The following is a 17,815-nucleotide window of genomic DNA, read 5'->3' on the forward strand; positions in this document are numbered from 1 at the left end:
ACGAAGCGCACTCCGCCGGTGCTACGGTCGCGGCATGGGGGATGAACGACTGCAGACAACGCCGGTGATGCGAGCCCGGTCCGAGCCGTCGCAACTGACCAAGGACGCCCGGTGGCTGATCGTCATCGTGGCGATCTGCGTGCTGTTCCAGGCACCGGGTTCGAGCTGGGCGACGACCTTCGTGCACGCCGGCCAGGAGTACACGTTCACGTCGGGCCCCTGGTTCGGATGGGCGCTCGCGACAGTGGGGTTCGCGGTCGTCGGGTTCGTCGTCGCGATCGCCCGGCGAGGTGCAGCCCGGTTCGACGAGCACACCGTGATGGGCCTGACCCTGGCCGCCGTGCTCGGGACCACCGCCCTGGTGTGGCTGCTCATGCCGGCACAGACCGCGTGGGTGGAGTGGGCCGTGGAACACGGTCGGACGCACCCGTTCGTGCTCGGAAACGTCGTCGAGCGCGTCGGGTACGCGGACTACTCCGGCTGAGTAGGCGGGCGCGCGGCGGGCGCTGCCGTTCTTTCGCGCCGAGCGACAGTCCACGGGCTGATCGCCGCGTGAACTGTCGCTGAGCGCGAAACGTCGCGCGGCCGAGGGCCGTCAGTCGCGCCGGGCGCCCTGCGCGGCGTGCACCGTGAACACGTTCGGCTCGCGGTACCCGGCCTCGGCGAAGGCCTCGATGACGGCCGCGGTGATCGCACCGCGGGACTCCTGGTCGACGAGCGCGATCGCCGCACCGCCGAATCCGCCCCCGGTCATGCGGGCACCGACGGCACCGTGCCCGACCGCCGTCGCGACGGCCAGGTCGAGCTCCGGCACGGAGATCTCGAAGTCGTCACGCATCGACTCGTGCGACGCGACGAGCAGCGAACCGATCGCCCGTGGGCCCTGTTCGCGCAAGGTGCGGACGGTGTCGAGGACACGCTGGTCCTCGGTCACGATGTGCCGAACGCGGCGGAAGGTCTCGTCGTCCAGGAGCTCCTGCGCCCGGGGTAGGTCGTCGACGCCGACGTCACGAAGGGCCTCGACACCGAGCACCTGCGCACCCTTCTCGCACGAGGCCCGACGAGCCGCGTATCCACCGGTCGCATGGGCGTGCTCGACACGGGTGTCGATCACCAGGACCTCGAGCCCGTTCGCCTCGAGCGCGAGGTCGACGACAGCGGTGTCGAGCGTGCGGCAGTCGAGGAACACGACGGCGTCCTGCTCGCCGAGCAGCGAGGCGGACTGGTCCATGATCCCGGTGGGTGCACCGACGGCGTGGTTCTCCGAGTACTGCCCCACGCGCGCCAGGGTCTTCCGGTCGAGGCCGAGTTCCCACAGGTCATTGAACGCGAGCGCGACGCCACACTCGATCGCAGCGCTGGACGACAGGCCCGCACCGACCGGTACGTCGGACTCGATGAAGACGTCGAACCCGGTCTTGTCGCTCAGATCGGCACCGGCCTGCTCACGCAGGGCCCAGGCGATGCCGAACACGTACGCCGACCAGCCGTCCATGGCCTCGGGCGACAGGTCGTCGAGGGACAGTGCCACGGGCTCGCTCGCGGCATCGAAGGCCGATGCGACGCGGATCGTCCGGTCGTCGCGCTGTGCGATCGACGCGGTGGTGCGACGGTCGATGGCGAAGGGCAGCACGTAGCCGTCGTTGTAGTCGGTGTGCTCACCGATCAGGTTGACGCGACCCGGGGCGGAGTACCGCACCGTCGGCTCGTACCCGTAGACCTGCTGGAACGTCATGCGCGCTCGACTCCCTGTCGGATGAACTCGGCCGCCTTCTCGGGCACGAGGTCCCCGATCCAGGCGCCCATGGCGGCTTCGCTGCCGGCCAGGAACTTCAATTTGTCCGCCGCACGTCGCGGCGAGGTGATCTGCAGCATCAGCCGCACGGTGTCGCGGGCGGTGTGCACCGGTGCCTGGTGCCACGCGGCGATGTACGGCGTCGGGTCGCCGTAGAGCGCGTCGAGCCCGCGGGTGAGCCGGAGGTGCATGTGCGCGAGCTCGTCCTTCTCGGCGTCGGTCAGGCCGGCGAAGTCGGGGACGTGGCGGTGCGGCAGCATGTGGATCTCGATCGGCCAGCGCGCGGCGAACGGGACGAAGGCGGTGAAGTGCTCGCCAGCGAGGACGACCCGCTCGGAACCCCGCTCGTTCGCGAGGTGCTGCTCGAACAGGTCCGGGCCGAACCGTTCGATGCTCGCGAGCAGTCGCTGCGTGCGCGGGGTGATGTACGGGTACGAGTAGATCTGCCCGTGCGGGTGGTGCAGCGTGACGCCGATCGCCTCGCCCCGGTTCTCGAAGGGGAACACCTGCTGGATGCCCGGCATCGCGGAGAGTGCAGCGGTGCGGTCGGCCCAGGCCTCGACGACGGTGCGGGCGCGCGACTCCGAGATGGAGGCGAAGGACCCTGAGGTCTCGGGTGAGAAGCACACGACCTCGCACCGGCCGACCGAGCGGAGCTGGCGGTTCAGGCCGACGTCGCTCAGGGACTCGAGCGACTCGGGAGCGTCGTCGGCTTCGAGCAGCGGGCCGAACGACGGCGAACGGTTCTCGAACACCGCGACGTCGTAGCGGCTCGGGATCTCGGACGGGTTGGCCGGGCTCTGGGGTGCGAGCGGGTCCTGGTCGGCCGGCGGCAGGAACACCCGGTTCTGCCGGGACGCCGCGATCGACACCCACTCGCCCGTCAGGACGTCCTGCCGCATCCGCGCCGTCTCGGGCCGCGGGTCGAGCACGCGCCCGTCGATGCTGCGTTCTGCTGGCAGCGTCGAGTCGGCGTCGTCGAAGTAGAAGAGGTCGCGGCCGTCCGCGAGCTTCGTCACGCGCTTGGTGATCACCGGGACAGCCTAGCGCTCGACTGAAGCGTTGCGAAAGACATCGGAAGCAAGCGAAACTGTCCACATGACGGACGCCGACCTCTCGTTCCTCGCCGGCGCGCTGCCCGCGCCCCTGCGGCAGGACCGCATCGTCGCGATCGTCGACGGCGCCCCGGGCATGGTCCGGACGGCCGCGTTGGCCGCGTCCCTCGGCACCAGCGAGGTGACCGTCCGCCAGGACCTCGCCGTCCTCGACCAGGAGGCCCGGATCCGCCGGGTGCACGGGGGCGCCGTCCGCCTCGGGGCCGGGTCCACCGAGCGCCCCTTCGAGGAGACCGCCGTCGAGCACCAGGTGGCCAAGGCGGCCATCGGCCGTGCGGCCGCCGCGCTGGTGCGCCCGGGGGAGTGCGTCGTCCTCGACGTCGGCACCACGCCGGCCGCCGTCGCCGAGGCCCTCGTGGCGCGCACCGAACTCACCGGCGTCACCGTCGTCACGAACTCCCTCACCACGGCGCTCGCGCTCGAGCGAGCTGTCCCGCGCTTCACCGTGATCGTCACCGGCGGCACCCTCCGGCCCCTGCAGCACTCACTCGTCGCCCCCTTCAACGGCGCGGTCCTGCCGATGATCGCCGCCGACCTCGTCTTCCTCGGCGGCACCGGACTCGACGTCGACCACGGGCTGACGAACGTGAACCTGCCCGAGACCGAAGCAAAGCGGATGCTCGCGGCGACGGCCCGGCGTACGGTCGTGGTCGCGGACGGGTCGAAGTTCGGCCGGGCCCACATCGGGGTCGTCCGCGCGCTCGAGGACATTGACGTCGTCGTCACCGCCGAGGCCGATGCCGCCGCGGTCGCCGCGATCCGGGCGGCCGGGGCCCAGGTGATCGTCGCCGACGGCGAGCGTCGCACCGAACCAGCCGGAAGGAAGAACGCCCCATGACCGCAGCACCCACGGGTGGCCAGTACCGCCTCCACCACGCCGGACCCGACGGGGTCGTCGAAGCCGTGGTCACCGAGGTCGCCGCGGGCATCCGCGAACTCCGCGTCGCCGGCTTCGACATCACCGAGCCGTTCCCCGTGACCGAGCAGCCGCCGGGCGCGAACGGTATCGTCCTCGCACCCTGGCCGAACCGCGTCGCCGGCGCTGCGTGGGAGCTCGACGGCAAGCGGCAGCAGCTCGACGTCTCGGAGCCGAAGTACGGCAACGCGTCGCACGGACTGCTCCGGTTCGCTCCGTACCGGGTGGTCTCGCAGACCGAGACGTCGATCCAGCAAGCGGCGACGATCCACCCGCAGCACGGGTGGCCCTTCACCCTCGAGACGCGCGTGCTGCACGAACTCGTCGACGACGGCATCCGCGTCACGCACGAGGTCACGAACCGTTCGGGTGTCCGCGCACCCTTCGCGGTCGGCGCGCACCCCTACCTGCGTGCCGGTGACACCCCCGCCGACGACCTGGTCGTCACGCTCGACGCCGCGACCGCGTTCACGGTCGACGAGCAGAAGGTGCCGAACGGTTCGGTGCCGGTCGAGGGCACGCCGTACGACCTGCGCCAGGGGCGGCGTGCCGGGGACTCGGACCTCGACACCGCGTACAAGGACGTCACCCCAGACGCCGAGGGGATCCGCCGCACGACGATGCACGGGCCCGAGGGTGACGGGGTCGAGCTCTGGCAGGACGCCTCGTTCCCCTACGTGCAGGTCTTCACGTCGCGCGAGTACCCGCGGGGCGACGGGAAGGGCCTGGCCGTCGCGGTCGAACCGATGACGGCGCCCGCGAACGCCCTGAACTCGGGCGAGGGTCTGCGCTGGCTCGAGCCGGACGAGACCTGGACCGGTTCGTGGGGGATCCGCCGCGTCTGGTCCTGAGGACTCCGGTCGGCTCGCACCGCTGACACGACGAAGGCCCCGCCGGGTGTCCGGCGGGGCCTTCGTTGTGTGTGTCGGAAGCCGGGCGTCAGCCGCGGCGCATCCGGAGCGCCTCGACCGCGAGGGACTCGGTCGCGTACCGGCCGACCTCGTGCGCCCACGCCGGGTCGTCGCCACGGAGCGCGATGAAGTCCTTGCGCTGCCGGCAGACGTAGCCGAGCACAGCGGTGGCCGTCGCGACCTCGATGAAGTCCTTGCGGATGTGGCGAGTAGTGACCTGGGCGTTGCGGCGGAGCGTGTCGAGCAGGAGCTCGTTGCTCATCGTCGTGTTGGTCGCTGCTGCGAGCTCGACGATGCGGCGCGCGTCACCGGTGGTGCTGGTCTGCGTGGCGTCGATGGGCTCGATCACGGTGTACCCCGTTCGTTCGTGGTGGTGCGGTGTTGCAGGATCCGTCGATCGGATCCGGGAACGACACTATCGGCGGTATGCCAACAATCCGCTGAGGGCGGGCTGGGCTGTGCAGGGGATCCGCCATGAGCCGGCTGGGGAGGACTTGTACCCCGGTGCCGCCGCCCACGCTGCCCCGTCACGTCGTCAGGAGCAGCGTTCGCTCGGCGCGGCCCTGGTGAGTTCTTCGAGCGCCCCGTCGATCCTGTCGGCCAGGTAGCGGTACCCGTCGTCGTTGAGGTGCTGCCCGTCGCCCGCCGCGTAGCTCGCACTGTTGCTCGACGTGAACCACTGCCGGTCGATCGCGTCGATGAACGGCACCCGGGCGTCTCGTGCGCCGGCGGCGACCGCCGCCGAGATGGCGACGGTGGTCTTCGCGCGGGGCTGCGGTGCCGAGGGGCCGATCGCGACCACGACCGCGTCCGGCCACTGTCGCTCCGCGGTCCGCAGGGTCTGCTCGACGCGGGTCTCGAGGGTCGTGGCGTCGACGAGCCAGTCGTTCTGGCTGCCCTGCACGATGACCAGCTCGGGGTCGAGGGACGCATGCCGCTCGATCCGCGCGATGTAGGTCCGTGCGGAGGAGTGCGACCTGCCGGTGTTCACGTAGCCGCTCCCGGGCACACCGTCGATGGTGGCGTCCCAGCCGCGTTCCGTCACGAGGTCCTGCGCCCAACCGTGCATTCCGTCGTACGAGCCACGCCCGGCCGTGTACGAGTCGCCGACGATGAGCACGTCCGAGCCGGGGGCGATCGCCGACGCCGCCTCGCTCGCCGACACGGTCGGTGCTCCCGGCTCCGGCTGGCACGCGTCGGACACCGCCGGGAGCATGACGAGGAACCCGGCGACGCCGAGGCTCATCGCGCCGAGGGCGACAGCCGGTAACAGGCGTCGCCTCCGGCGTCGTCGTCTGAGCAGCAGCGAACGGGGACCGTCCGGCCATCCGCCGTCGGTTCGTCGGGCCACGGCCGGGATTCTACGCGGCCCGATCCGCACCGCGGCTGACCGGTGAGGAGTGTCCGCGAACACCGCTGGCGGCACGCGGAGCGCTGGACTGGGCGTGGTTGGCTGGACACCCGCGACCGAAACCGACCCTGGGAGCTCCCGTGACGACCGTCACCTATGCCGGCGACAGCATCACGAACCCCGAGAACTCGTTCTCCTGGACCAGGTTCCTGACCGGGACCGATCTGCGGCTCGTCAGCGGTGTCGGCATCAGCGGCGCGACGTCGGCGGCGGTGCGGAACGCCGTGGCCCCCGTCGACGCTGACGTCCTCGTCGTCATGGTGGGGACCAACGACATCCGCCTCGGCGTGGGTCGGTCGACCATCCGCGACAACATCGCCGCGATCGTCGAGGTCGTCGGCGCCGACCACGTCGTCATCGGGCAGGTCGCACCGTCCAACCTCACCGACTACGGCGCCGACCACATCGACCGTGCCGCCGGCGGGTTCGCCCACAACCGCGACCTCGCCCGGTTCACCGCCGATCGTGGGTGGCTGCTCGTCGACCCCTGGTTCCCGGTCCGGCGCCTCGACGGCACCTACGCGTCCGGTGCGGCTGACGCCGACGGCGTCCACCCGACGGTCGCGACCGGCACCACCGCCGGGGCCATCCTGTCCACCGCCATCCGCATCGCCGCCGGTGGGGCGTCTGCCTGACACGCCGGGGTTCAGGAGGGTGTGGGCCCCGTGGGGCTCGAACCCACGACCCTCGGATTAAAAGTCCGGTGCTCTACCAACTGAGCTAGAGGCCCTCACCCGCAAGGCTAGCGGGTGAGGGCCTGAAGGAGCGGAACCGTCGGTCCGGGTCAGCCCCGACGTCCGGTGAGCGAGCGCAGCAGCCACGCGATGACCGCGATGACCAGCAGCACGATGCCCACCCAGAGCAGGAACTTCAGGCTCGCGGCGAACCCGCCGACGAACAGCAGGATGACTGCGATCACAGCCAGGATGATGAGCAGGGCGTTCATGGATGATCCTCTCCTTCACGTGCAGGGAGGAGCGCCTCCCTGCCGCAACACGGTACGCGTGGCGCAGCCGTTGCGTTCTGGGCGAACGGGACGCGGGCGTGTCACCGGCCGCGCCTACACTGCTGCGGTGCCTCGCGATCACCACCGTCCCGTCCACTTCACCGACGCCGAGTTCGCCGCCATCCAGGGCGGTGAGGACCCGGCGCTGGTGAACCGTGTCGCGCACGAGACCGCGAACGCACTGCTGCACCGGGTGCGCGAGGACCCGGACCCCGCCGTGGTCGAGCGGCTCGTCACCTACACCGACGTGCACGGCATCGACGCCATCGCGGAGCTGTGGGCACGGGTCGGGGCGCACACCCTGCCGGGGGCGCTCTGGCGGGTGTACCTGGTGCGCATCGTCATCCGGCAGAACCCGGAGGAGATCGCGTACCTGTTCGAGCGGGGCACCGCGCAGATCGGCACGATCGACCAGGCGGTCGCGGGCGCCGAGGAACCGACGGGCCCGGCCGAGATCCTGACGCTCGCCGACCGCATCCTGCACGGCCTGTACACCGGCGACCTCGCGGTGGCGCTCGACCGCGGGGCGTCGTTCTGCCGTCTGACCGCTGCCGGCGCGACCGCCGTGGCGGACGAGTCGGACCTGGTCGCGTCCGAGCGCGCGAGCGAACTCACGACGCGGGCGCTCCGCCTGACGGAGCTGGCGGCCGATCTGACCGAGGCGGCGGCGCTCTGGCGCCGCGACAGCCTGGACTGAGCGCGCTGCGGGACGGACCCGCACCGGGCCTCCAGGCCAGGGCCGCACAGCAGCGCGATGACGCACCAGGCCAGGGCCGCACAGCAGAAGACCGGAACGCACCCGGGCATGGAAAGACCGGGCCGCAGAAGCGCCTCTCGGCGCGAGGCCGCTCGAAGCGGCGAATTTTGGAGCCCGGGGCTTGCTGCGGCCCGGCGAGGTCAAGTCTACGAGACGCTGGCTGATCACTCGACCCTGTTCACTCATGGTGGACAGAACCGGCGCCGGGCGTGCCAGCGCGCACCCCTGCGAAGGCACGCCGCGCCCGTCCCGCCGAGAAATCCCGACCCCCATCCAATCCACAGCGGGGACCGCGCCGAATCATCTGCGTGACGGACGGAATGCCCGTCACGAAGCGAGAGGCCCGGTGTGACCCGGACCGGCACCGCCGGTCAATTCCCTGTGGGTCACGCCGGCCCCTCGTCTCGACCGCCCATGCGGAGGCTTCGCGCTACCCGCCTGGTCAACGAAAGCAACCGAGAGGAGGGAAACCTGCAATGCTTGCCCTCGTGGATAGCGACACCGAACGCTGGAGCTCGTCAGAGCCAGCTCAGGCATCGCCGGACGACCTCCTCGCCCGGGTCGCCGCCGGTGACCAAGCCGCCTTCGCGGACCTCTACGACGCACTCTCCGGTCGGGTCCTCGGTCTGATCACGCGCCTCCTCCGGGACCGCGCGCAGTCGGAAGAGGTCACGCAGGAGGTCTTCCTGGAGGTCTGGCAGCAGGCCACCCGCTTCGACCGGAAGCGCGGCACCGCCGCCAGCTGGGTCCTCACCATGGCTCATCGCCGAGCGGTCGACCGGGTCCGTGCCTCGCAGTCGTCGCACGACCGCGACACCAAGATCGGCATCCGCGACCTCGAGGCCGGTTTCGACCAGGTCTCCGAGTCCGTCGAGATCCGCATCGAGCACGAGCGCGTCGGCCGAGCGCTGGCGAAGCTCACCGAGTTCCAGCGGCAGGCCGTGCAACTCGCGTACTACGGCGGCTACTCGCACAGCGAGATGGCCGAACACCTCGGTGTCCCCATCGGCACCGTCAAGACCCGTCTCCGTGACGGGATGATCCGACTCCGAGACGAGATGGGGGTGACCTCATGACCGAACGCCACGACGACCCCGCACTGATGACGGGTTCCCACGCCCTCGACGCGCTGTCCGACGACGAGCGCGCGCTCCTCGAGGACGCCCTCCGGACGTCTCCCGAGCTGCAGGCCGAGAACGACTCGCTGCGCGAGACCGCGCTGCAGCTCGCCTACGCCGTCGCACCGATCGAGCCCCCCGCGTCGCTCAAGGCGTCGCTGCTGGCCCAGATCGCCACGACCCCCCAGGCCGCACCCCTCGCCGACACGACGGTCGACCAGACCCCGGTCGCCGAGACCACCTCCGTCCAGGAGGCCCGTCCCGAGCCCGCCAGGCACGTCGCCTCGATCGCCGACGGCCCCACCGCCGGTGGCCGGGCGTCGTCCGAAGCTCGCCGCCGCTGGTTCCAGCGTCCGGCGGTCACGTTGACGGCCGCCGCTGCCGTCGCCGCGGTCTTCTTCGGCGGACTCGGCGTCGGATCGATCTTCGACCCGAACGGCTCCGGCACCGGCACCACGCAGGCCTCGAGCGGCCTCGACCGCATCTACGCCGCCTCGGACTTCCAGCGCACCACGACCAAGGTCGCGGGCGGCGGTTCGGCGACGGTCGTGTGGTCGAACGACCTCGGCAAGTCCGCGGTGATCCTCGACGGTGTCGAGCAGGCGCCGAAGGGCAAGACGTACGAGCTCTGGTACATCGGCTCCGAGGAGCAGGGCGGCACCATCAAGTCGGCCGGCCTGGTCGACGGTGCGGCCGACGGTGTGCACTCCGCCGTGCTGCAGGGCTCGATGTCCGAGGGCGCGACCATCGGCATGACGGTCGAGCCCGAGGGCGGTTCCGAGCAGCCGACCACCTCGCCGATCATGGCGGTGCCCACCACCACCGCCTGACCCACTTCCGGAAGGTGCCTGTGCAGTCGATGCGCAGGCACCTTTCGTCGTTCCACGAGTCGATCGACGGGTGTCCTGTCGCCACACGCGTGCACGGGGCCGCGCGCAACCACCAAGGCCCGGTGCGCGTCCGTGGCGGACGTGCACCGGGCCTCCAGGCAGTCCGTCAGCGCGACGGACAGATGCCGATCAACCGAAGCGGCCCGAGACGTAGTCCTCGGTGGCCTGCACGGACGGGTTCGAGAACATCGTCGCGGTGTCGTCGAACTCGATGAGCTTGCCGGGAGCGCCGGTGCCGGCGATGTTGAAGAACGCCGTCTTGTCGCTGACGCGCGACGCCTGCTGCATGTTGTGGGTCACGATCACGATCGTGAACTCCTTCTTGAGCTCCTCGATCAGGTCCTCGATGGCGAGGGTCGAGATCGGGTCGAGGGCCGAGCAGGGCTCGTCCATCAGGAGCACGTCCGGCTCCACCGCGATCGCGCGGGCGATGCAGAGACGCTGCTGCTGCCCACCGGACAGGCCCATGCCGGGCTTGTCGAGGCGGTCCTTGACCTCGTTCCACAGATTCGCGCCCTGCAGCGAGCGCTCGACGATGTCGTCGGCCTCGGAGCGGGAGACGCGCTTGTTGTTGAGCTTCACGCCCGCCAGCACGTTGTCGCGGATCGACATCGTGGGGAACGGGTTCGGACGCTGGAAGACCATGCCGACCTGACGACGGACGAGCACGGGGTCCACGCCGGCGCCGTACAGGTCGTCGCCGTCGATCTTGACCGAGCCCTCGACCCATGCGCCGGGGATGACCTCGTGCATGCGGTTCAGGGTGCGGAGGAAGGTGGACTTGCCGCAGCCCGACGGGCCGATGAAGGCCGTGACGGTGCGGGGCTCGATGGTGATGTCGACGCCCTCGACCGCCTTGAACTTCGAGTAGTAGACGTTGAGGCCGTCGACCTCGATGCGCTTGGACACGTTGATCCTTCTGGGTGGGTGGTGTCGCTGGTTCCGCGGGGGGCGGAGGGTCAGCGGCTGAGCTTGGGGGCGAAGAGGCGGGTGATGAACCGGGCGAGCAGGTTGAGCAGCATCACGATCAGGATGAGCACGAGGGCCGCGGTCCAGGCCCGGTCGACGAACGGCACCGGGTTGGCGCCCTGCTGCGAGTACTGCGTGTACGCGTACACCGGCAGGGTCATCATCGGGTCACGGAACAGGTTGTAGTTCATGCTCGCGGTGAAGCCGGCCGTGACGAGCAGCGGGGCGGTCTCACCGATGACGCGGGCGATCGAGAGCATGACGCCGGTGGTGATGCCGGCGAGGCTGGTGGGGAGCACCACCTTGAGGATCGTGAGGTACTTCGGCACACCGAGGGCGTACGAGGCCTCGCGGAGTTCCATCGGGACGATCTTCAGCACCTCTTCGGTGGAGCGCACGACGATCGGGATCATCAGCACCGACAGGGCGACGGAGCCGACCAGGCCGAAGCGGGCACCCGGGCCGAGGAACAGCGCGAAGAGCGCGTAGGCGAACAGACCGGCGACGATCGACGGGATGCCCGTCATGACGTCGACGAAGAACGTGATGCCCTTCGCCAGTGCGCCGCGACCGTACTCGACCAGGTAGATCGAGGTGAGCAGGCCGATCGGCACCGAGATGAGCGCCGCGAACAGCGTGATCTCGAGGGTGCCGATGAGGGCGTGGACAGCGCCGCCACCCTCGGAGATGACCCCGCGCATCGAGTACGAGAAGAAGTTCGCGTCGAAGCGGGCGATGCCCTTGGCGATGACCGTCCAGAGCAACGACACCAGCGGCAGGACCGCGATGACGAACGCCGTGACGACGAGCGAGGTGACCAGGCGGTCGACCGCCTTGCGGCCGCCCTCGACGATGCGCGAGATGACGACGATGAGGACGTCGAACAGGACCGTGCCGAGGAAGATCGCGGCGACGACGTTGAAGTCCTCGACGGCGCCACCCGCGTTGAGCAGGGCGAAGACCAGGACGAGGGCGACCCAGCTGCCGACCAGCAGCAGCCACGGGACGGAGGCGTGCAGCTTGCCGTTGGCGTAGACGTTGCCGGCGGTGCCGGTCTGACGGAGCGCGAGGGACATCGGGTGCGACCTCTCAGCTGACTCGGCTGCGGACGATGTACCGCGCGAGCATGTTGATGACCAGGGTGATGACGAAGAGGATCAGACCCGACGCGATGAGCGCGTTGAGTGCCGTGCCCGAGGCCTCGGCGAACTGCAGGGCGATGTTCGCGGCGATCGTCGAGGGGTTCTGCGACGTCAGCATCTGGAACGTGACGTTCGTCGAGACCGACAGCACCAGCGCGATCGCCATCGTCTCGCCGAGTGCGCGACCGAGGCCGAGCATGATCGCGGAGACGATGCCGGACTTCGCGAACGGCAGGACCGACAGGCGGATCATCTCCCAGCGGGTCGCGCCGAGGGCCAGGGCCGCTTCCTCGTTGAGGGTCGGGGCCTGCAGGAAGATCTCACGCATGACCGCGGTCATGATCGGGATAGCCATGACGGCGAGGACGATCGACGCCGTCAGGATCGTGCGGCCGGTGCCGGACACCTGGCCGGAGAACAGCGGGAACCAGCCGAGGTACTCGTTGAGGAACACGTAGAACGGCTTCACCAGGGGCGCCAGCACGGCGATGCCCCAGAGGCCGTAGACGACCGACGGCACCGCGGCCAGCAGGTCGATCACGTAGCCGAGGACCGGCGCGAGTCGACGCGGCGCGAAGTGCGAGATGAAGAGGGCGATCCCGAGGGACAGCGGCACGGCGATCACGAGCGCGATGAGCGCGGACCAGACGGTGCCGAAGACCAGGGGGCCGACGAAGTCCCAGAAGTTCGTGGCCTTGCCCGGCAGCTCTCCGACCTTGGCGGAGAAGGCCGGGATGCTCTGCCAGACGAGGAACGCGGCGACGAGCACGAGCACGAAGAGGATGAGGCCGCCGGCGATGACCGAGGCGGCGGAGAAGACGCGGTCGCCGACACGGACGACGGCCTTCGGCTTGATCGGGGTGACGGTGGCCCCTGGCTGGGCCGGTGCGGTCGTCATGGGGTACTCCTGTCGGAGGAACGCCGGGGGAGGCGACGGGTTCTGGGGGTGGTGGTGCGGTGTCCGGGCCGTGGGCCTGGACGGGGGCCCGTCCGTGTGGGGTCCTGGACGGGGGCGCGTCCGGGTGGGTTCCTGGACGGGGGCCGTCCGTGTGGGTCCTGGACGGGGGCCGTCCGTGTGGGTCCTGGACGGCTGAGTGCCCGGACGCCGGTCAGGTGGGTGGGACCGGCGTCCGGGCGCTCAGGGGGCCTTACTTGATGGACGCGACCGCGTCCTTGGCCTTCGACGCGAGGTCGGAGGAGAGGGCGGCCGACTTGGCCTCCTTCGCAGCGGCGTCCTGAGCGGCGCTCGAGACGACGTAGTCGAGGTAGCCCTTCACGAGCTCGGCCTTGTCGGCCTCCTTGTACTCCTGGCACGCGATGGCGTAGGAGACGAGGACCAGCGGCCAGGCGCCGTCAGCGGTGTCCTTGCGGTCGATGTCGATCGCGAGGTCGTTGTCCTCGCGGCCGGTCGCGATCTCGGAGTCGGCGACGACCTGCGCGGCACCCTCGGCCGAGAGCTCGGTCGCCTTGTCGCCGACCATCAGCTTCGCGCGGTCGAGGTCGCCCGCACCGGAGTCGTCGATGTAGGTGATGGCGTTGGTGGCGCTGCCCATCGCGGAGGCGACACCGGAGGTGCCCTTCGCGCTGTCACCGACCGAGTACGGGAAGGTCTGGCTGGGCTCTTCGGTCCAGACGTCAGCGGCGTTCGCGGAGACGTACTCCGAGAAGTTCTGCGTGGTGCCCGAGTCGTCCGAGCGGTGCACGACCGTGATGTCGGCGTCCGGCAGCTTCGCGTCCTTGTTCAGGTCGGCGATCTGCGAGTCGTCCCACTTGGTGATCTTGCCCGAGAAGATGCCCGCGATGGTCTTCGCGTCGAGGGTCAGGTCACTGACGCCGTCGACCTTGTACGCGATCGCGATCGGGGAGATGTAGACGGGGATGTCGATGCCCTTGGTGTCCGCCTTGCAGGACTCGAAGGTGCCCGAGAGCTCCTCGTCCTTGAGCGCGGCGTCGGAGCCGGCGAAGTCCGCGGCACCTGACATGAAGTTCTCGCGGCCGGCGCCCGAGCCGTCCGGGGTGTAGTTGACCGTGACGCCCGAGGCCTCGTTCTGGAAACCGGCGGCCCAGGTGGCCTGCGCGGTCTGCTGTGCCGAGGAGCCGGAGCCGGTCAGGGTGCCGGAGAGGCTCGAGTAGTCGTTACCGCTGGTGGAGGAGGACTCGGTGCTGCCCGCGTCCTCGTTCGCCGCGCACGAGGAGAGCACGACTGCGCCGGCGATCGCGATTGCTGCGATCGAACCGATTCGCTTGATGTTCACAGGGGTCCCTTCGGGAATGGAATGCAGTGGGACCACTGCGGTCCCTGGGCCGGTGCCGACCCGGGAGCGACTGTAGGGACGCGAGGTGACCGCAATCACCCCCGTTGGTGAACGGGAGGTGAACGAGGGGTTGTCCACGTCGGGGCGGCGTGCGCCGCACCCGCGCAGGGAGCAGGATCGGGGGCACTGTGCGCTCGTTCGGAAGATGCGCACGCATGATCGCGGACGAGCGGTCGGGAGGCCCGGATCGCGTTCCCGGGCGCGGCGCGGCCCCGGCGTGTGGCCGGGTACCGGGCGCGTTGGCTGCGGTCCGGCGGCGCTGTGGCCCGGCGGCGCTGTGGCCCGGCGGCGCTGCGGTCCGGCGCTGTGGCCCGGCGGCGCTGCGGTCCGCCGGCACTGTGGTCGGGCGGTGGCGGGCTACGCCGGGATCGTGTTGCGGTGCGTCTCGACCGCGACGAGCGTGTCTCCGGCGATGTGCATGACGGAGAAGTCCCCGACCGACAGCATCGCGGCGCGGCGCAGGTCGAACCGGCCGGACTCGTCGGCGGTCGCGGTGGCGATCCGGGCGATGATGTCGGGCAGCACCGGGCCGTGCGAGCACAACACGGCGGTCTTGCCCTTGTCGAGCCGGCGCCGGACGACGCCCTTGACGTCGGCAGCTCCGCGGTCGTGGGCGTCCTGGCTGAGGTCAGGGGTGCTCGAGACGCCGAGCTTCGTCGTGGCGGACAGTGGTTCGACGGTCGCGAGGCACCGCGCCGCCGTGCTGCTCACGATCTTCTTCGGGCCGAACGCCGCGACCGGCGCCGCGGCGGCCTTGGCCTGCGAGCGGCCGACGGGCAGCAGCGGACGGGTGGCGTCGGGGCCGTCCCAGTCCGAGCCGGGCACCGTCTTCGCATGGCGCAGGGTGATCAGGGCGAACGTGCGGTGCTGTCCGGCGGCGGCACGCTCGGCGAACCGGTCGAGGATCGCGACGTCCCGCTCGTACGTCAAGCGTTTGCGGGCGTCGTCGATGGTGACCCACTCGAGCGCCGCGACCTCGTGGTTCGGCACGAAGGCGCCGGCGCGGGCGTACTCCTTGGCCGAGACCCGGGCCGCCCAGTAGTGCACGACCTTGTCGCGACCGTTCGGCAGCACGTACTCGGCGGTGCCGAGCGGTGCGCCGAGGTGGACGCGGTACCCGGTCTCCTCGTCGATCTCGCGCACGGCGGTCGTCGGGACGGCCTCGCCCGGGTCCACCTTGCCCTTGGGCAGGGAGACGTCCTTGTGGTGGTCACGGTGGATGAGCAGCACGAGGGGTGTGCCGTCCTGTTCGCGCCAGACGACCGCACCCGCAGCGACGACGGGGCCCGAGGGACCGCCGCTCACCGAGTCGAGCGCTTCCGGGCCGAGATCTTCCGCATGGTCACATTCTGCACGTCCTCGAGCGGACGGCCCGCATCGTCGGTGGAGTGCCGCGTCCACTCGCCGTCGGACTCCAGGTGCCACGAACTCGCGGTGTCCGCCATCGCGAGGTCGAACATCTCCTGCACCTCGGCGATGTGGTCGGGGGCGGTGAGCCGGACCAGTGCCTCGACACGACGGTCGAGGTTCCGGTGCATCATGTCGGCACTGCCGATGAACACCGCCGGGTCGCCGTCGTTGTGGAACGCGAATGCCCGCGAGTGCTCCAGGTACCGGCCGACGATGCTGCGCACGCGGATGGTGTCGCTGACGCCTTCCATGCCGGGCTTGAGCGAGCAGATGCCGCGGACCCAGACGTCGATCGGCACCCCGGCCTGGCTCGCCAGGTAGAGCGCGTCGATGATCTGCTCGTCGACCATCGAGTTGACCTTGATCCGGATGCCCGAGGGCTTGCCCGCGCGGGCGTTCGCGGCCTCGGTCTGGATGCGCTTGAGCAGGCCCTTCCGCAGGTGCAGCGGTGCCACGAGCAGGCGCTTGAACTTCTTCTCGATGGCGTAGCCGGACAGCTCGTTGAACAGGCGCGTGAGGTCCTTGCCCACGGTGTCGTCCGACGTGAACAGGCCCATGTCCTCGTAGATGCGCGAGGTCTTCGGGTTGTAGTTGCCCGTGCCGATGTGGCTGTAGTGCTTGAGCGTCCCGCCCTCTTGCCGGATGACGAGCACCAGCTTGGAGTGCGTCTTCAGCCCGACCAGGCCGTAGACGACGTGCACGCCGGCCTTCTCGAGCTTCCGGGCCCAGGTGATGTTGTTCTGCTCGTCGAAGCGGGCCTTGATCTCGACCAGGGCGAGGACCTGCTTGCCCGCGGCCGCGGCGTCGATGAGCGCTTCGACGATGGGGCTGTCGCCGGAGGTGCGGTACAGGGTCTGCTTGATCGCCAGGACGTTCGGGTCGGCCGCGGCCTGCTCGAGGAACGCCTGCACGCTCGTGGCGAAGGACTCGTAGGGGTGGTGGACCAGGACGTCGTTCGCCTTGATCGCGCGGAACAGGTCGGGCTTCGTGTTCGGTTCACCCGGCTGGAACTGCACCGGGGTGGTCGGCACGTGCTTGGGGTAGTGCAGGTCCGGACGGTTGATCTTGGAGATCTCGAACAGCCCGCCGAGGTCGAGCGGCGACGGCAGCCGGAAGACCTCTTCCTCGGTGATGTCGAGTTCACGGACGAGCAGGTCGAGGGTCACCGGGTCCATGTCCTCGGTGATCTCGAGGCGGATCGGCGGACCGAACCGGCGGCGCAGGAGCTCGCGCTCGAGGGCCTGGATGAGGTTCTCGGCCTCGTCCTCCTCGATCTCGACGTCCTCGTTGCGGGTGACCCGGAACACGTGGTGCTCGAGGACCTCCATCCCCGGGAACAGGTCGTCGAGGTGGTTCGCGATGAGGTCTTCGAGCGGGATGAAGCGCATCCGACCGGAGTTGTCGTCGGGGAGCTTGATGAAGCGGGAGAAGTTCTGCGGCACCTTGAGGCGCGCGAACTCCTGGCGCTGCGACTTCGGGTTGCGGACCCGTACCGCCAGGTTGAGCGAGAGCCCGGAGATGTAGGGGAACGGGTGCGCCGGGTCGACGGCCAGGGGCATGAGCACCGGGAAGATCTGCTCGTTGAAGTACTCCCGCATCCGCTGCCGGTCGGCCTCGTCGAGGTCGGACCAGTGCTCGATGTGGATGCCCGCGGCGTCGAGGTCGGGCTTGAGCGACCCGATGAAGGCCTGGGCGTGCCGGTCCTGCAGCTCGTGGGCCTTCTTCGCGATGTCACGCAGGACGTCGCTGGGGGCACGGCCGACGTTGGTCGGGACGGCGATGCCGGTGTCGATGCGGCGCTTCAGGCCGGCGACGCGGACCATGAAGAACTCGTCGAGGTTGGACGCGAAGATCGCCAGGAAGTTCGCCCGCTCCAGCAGGGGCTGCGTGCGGTCTTCACCGAGCTCGAGCACGCGCTGGTTGAACCGCAGCCAGCTGAGCTCGCGGTCGAAGTAGCGGTCCGTCGGCAGTGACTCGTGCTCGATCTCGATGACTTCGTCGAAGTCGTCGAGGTCGGGTGCGACGGATTCGCCGTCGAGCTGCGGTTCGGTGTCCATCCC

Annotated in this window: 18 protein-coding genes and 1 tRNA gene; 7 read left to right on the forward strand and 12 right to left on the reverse strand. The window is 70.0% G+C overall.

Translation table 11 applies throughout. The annotated features are described in order from the left end of the window. The first annotated feature begins 34 nt into the window (after positions 1-34). Positions 35-484 carry a hypothetical protein gene (locus DEJ27_RS13960; protein WP_146244705.1) on the forward strand — a complete coding sequence of 150 codons (450 nt, stop codon included), beginning with the start codon at positions 35-37 and terminating at the stop codon, positions 482-484. A 111-nt stretch (positions 485-595) separates the two neighbouring features. Here DEJ27_RS13960 and galK read toward each other — a convergent pair whose 3' ends face one another. Both galK and galT read right to left on the reverse strand, forming a co-directional pair. After that, positions 596-1,735 (reverse strand): galactokinase, encoded by a 1,140-nt coding sequence (galK, locus tag DEJ27_RS13965; RefSeq protein WP_111091221.1) that lies wholly within the window; start codon positions 1,733-1,735, stop codon positions 596-598. Continuing rightward, positions 1,732-2,829, reverse strand: coding sequence for a galactose-1-phosphate uridylyltransferase (galT, locus tag DEJ27_RS13970; RefSeq protein ID WP_110861830.1), 1,098 nt, complete (start codon positions 2,827-2,829; stop codon positions 1,732-1,734). The genes galK and galT overlap by 4 nt, the downstream gene beginning before the upstream one ends. Positions 2,830-2,893: 64 nt before the next feature. Here galT and DEJ27_RS13975 point away from each other — a divergent pair, with 64 nt between their 5' ends. Continuing rightward, complete coding sequence (locus DEJ27_RS13975; RefSeq protein WP_110861827.1) at positions 2,894-3,748, forward strand: DeoR/GlpR family DNA-binding transcription regulator; 855 nt, start codon at positions 2,894-2,896, stop codon at positions 3,746-3,748. Beyond that, positions 3,745-4,677 (forward strand): aldose 1-epimerase family protein, encoded by a 933-nt coding sequence (locus tag DEJ27_RS13980; RefSeq protein ID WP_110861825.1) that lies wholly within the window; start codon positions 3,745-3,747, stop codon positions 4,675-4,677. The genes DEJ27_RS13975 and DEJ27_RS13980 overlap by 4 nt, the downstream gene beginning before the upstream one ends. Positions 4,678-4,765: 88 nt before the next feature. Here the strand turns inward: DEJ27_RS13980 and DEJ27_RS13985 are convergent, their stop codons facing one another. Both DEJ27_RS13985 and DEJ27_RS13990 read right to left on the reverse strand, forming a co-directional pair. Next, a complete protein-coding gene (locus tag DEJ27_RS13985; protein WP_110861823.1) occupies positions 4,766-5,086 on the reverse strand; it encodes a hypothetical protein in 321 nt (106 codons plus the stop codon). 186 nt (positions 5,087-5,272) lie between these two features. Then, positions 5,273-5,983: an SGNH/GDSL hydrolase family protein gene (locus DEJ27_RS13990; protein ID WP_111091222.1), complete on the reverse strand. Its 711-nt coding sequence runs from the start codon at positions 5,981-5,983 to the stop codon at positions 5,273-5,275. A 245-nt stretch (positions 5,984-6,228) separates the two neighbouring features. Here DEJ27_RS13990 and DEJ27_RS13995 point away from each other — a divergent pair, with 245 nt between their 5' ends. Then, complete coding sequence (locus DEJ27_RS13995; RefSeq protein ID WP_181430167.1) at positions 6,229-6,783, forward strand: SGNH/GDSL hydrolase family protein; 555 nt, start codon at positions 6,229-6,231, stop codon at positions 6,781-6,783. Positions 6,784-6,805: 22 nt separating this feature from the next. On the opposite strand, the gene DEJ27_RS14000 is transcribed toward DEJ27_RS13995, so the two are convergent. Both DEJ27_RS14000 and DEJ27_RS17555 read right to left on the reverse strand, forming a co-directional pair. Further along, positions 6,806-6,878 (reverse strand) — tRNA-Lys (locus tag DEJ27_RS14000). Between the two features lie 54 nt (positions 6,879-6,932). Continuing rightward, complete coding sequence (locus DEJ27_RS17555; RefSeq protein WP_138801981.1) at positions 6,933-7,094, reverse strand: DUF2207 domain-containing protein; 162 nt, start codon at positions 7,092-7,094, stop codon at positions 6,933-6,935. Positions 7,095-7,221: 127 nt separating this feature from the next. On the opposite strand from DEJ27_RS17555, the gene DEJ27_RS14005 reads away from it, so the two are divergent. The 3 genes from DEJ27_RS14005 (at position 7,222) to DEJ27_RS14015 (ending at position 9,859) form a co-directional block, all read left to right on the forward strand. Further along, positions 7,222-7,851: a hypothetical protein gene (locus DEJ27_RS14005; RefSeq protein ID WP_027466634.1), complete on the forward strand. Its 630-nt coding sequence runs from the start codon at positions 7,222-7,224 to the stop codon at positions 7,849-7,851. 536 nt (positions 7,852-8,387) lie between these two features. After that, on the forward strand, positions 8,388-8,987 hold the full coding sequence (gene sigK, locus DEJ27_RS14010) for an ECF RNA polymerase sigma factor SigK (protein WP_027466633.1): 600 nt from the start codon (positions 8,388-8,390) through the stop codon (positions 8,985-8,987). Then, the gene (locus DEJ27_RS14015; protein ID WP_111091224.1) at positions 8,984-9,859 is read left to right on the forward strand and encodes an anti-sigma factor domain-containing protein; all 876 of its coding nucleotides are present in this window, start codon (positions 8,984-8,986) and stop codon (positions 9,857-9,859) included. The genes sigK and DEJ27_RS14015 overlap by 4 nt, the downstream gene beginning before the upstream one ends. Positions 9,860-10,048: 189 nt before the next feature. Here the strand turns inward: DEJ27_RS14015 and pstB are convergent, their stop codons facing one another. From pstB to DEJ27_RS14045, 6 genes are all read right to left on the reverse strand, one after another. Beyond that, on the reverse strand, positions 10,049-10,828 hold the full coding sequence (pstB, locus tag DEJ27_RS14020; RefSeq protein ID WP_027466631.1) for a phosphate ABC transporter ATP-binding protein PstB: 780 nt from the start codon (positions 10,826-10,828) through the stop codon (positions 10,049-10,051). 50 nt (positions 10,829-10,878) lie between these two features. Beyond that, on the reverse strand, positions 10,879-11,964 hold the full coding sequence (gene pstA, locus DEJ27_RS14025) for a phosphate ABC transporter permease PstA (RefSeq protein WP_111091225.1): 1,086 nt from the start codon (positions 11,962-11,964) through the stop codon (positions 10,879-10,881). Positions 11,965-11,977: 13 nt separating this feature from the next. Beyond that, positions 11,978-12,928 (reverse strand): phosphate ABC transporter permease subunit PstC, encoded by a 951-nt coding sequence (gene pstC / locus DEJ27_RS14030; RefSeq protein WP_110861811.1) that lies wholly within the window; start codon positions 12,926-12,928, stop codon positions 11,978-11,980. Positions 12,929-13,178: 250 nt separating this feature from the next. After that, a complete protein-coding gene (locus DEJ27_RS14035; RefSeq protein ID WP_110861809.1) occupies positions 13,179-14,285 on the reverse strand; it encodes a phosphate ABC transporter substrate-binding protein PstS in 1,107 nt (368 codons plus the stop codon). 417 nt (positions 14,286-14,702) lie between these two features. After that, the gene (locus DEJ27_RS14040) at positions 14,703-15,650 is read right to left on the reverse strand and encodes an NUDIX domain-containing protein (RefSeq protein WP_110861807.1); all 948 of its coding nucleotides are present in this window, start codon (positions 15,648-15,650) and stop codon (positions 14,703-14,705) included. After that, positions 15,647-17,812: an RNA degradosome polyphosphate kinase gene (locus DEJ27_RS14045; RefSeq protein ID WP_110861805.1), complete on the reverse strand. Its 2,166-nt coding sequence runs from the start codon at positions 17,810-17,812 to the stop codon at positions 15,647-15,649. Before DEJ27_RS14045 ends, DEJ27_RS14040 begins: the two co-directional genes overlap by 4 nt. Positions 17,813-17,815 lie beyond the last annotated feature (3 nt).

Source organism: Curtobacterium sp. MCPF17_018 (genome assembly GCF_003234135.1).
GTDB lineage: Bacteria > Actinomycetota > Actinomycetes > Actinomycetales > Microbacteriaceae > Curtobacterium > Curtobacterium flaccumfaciens.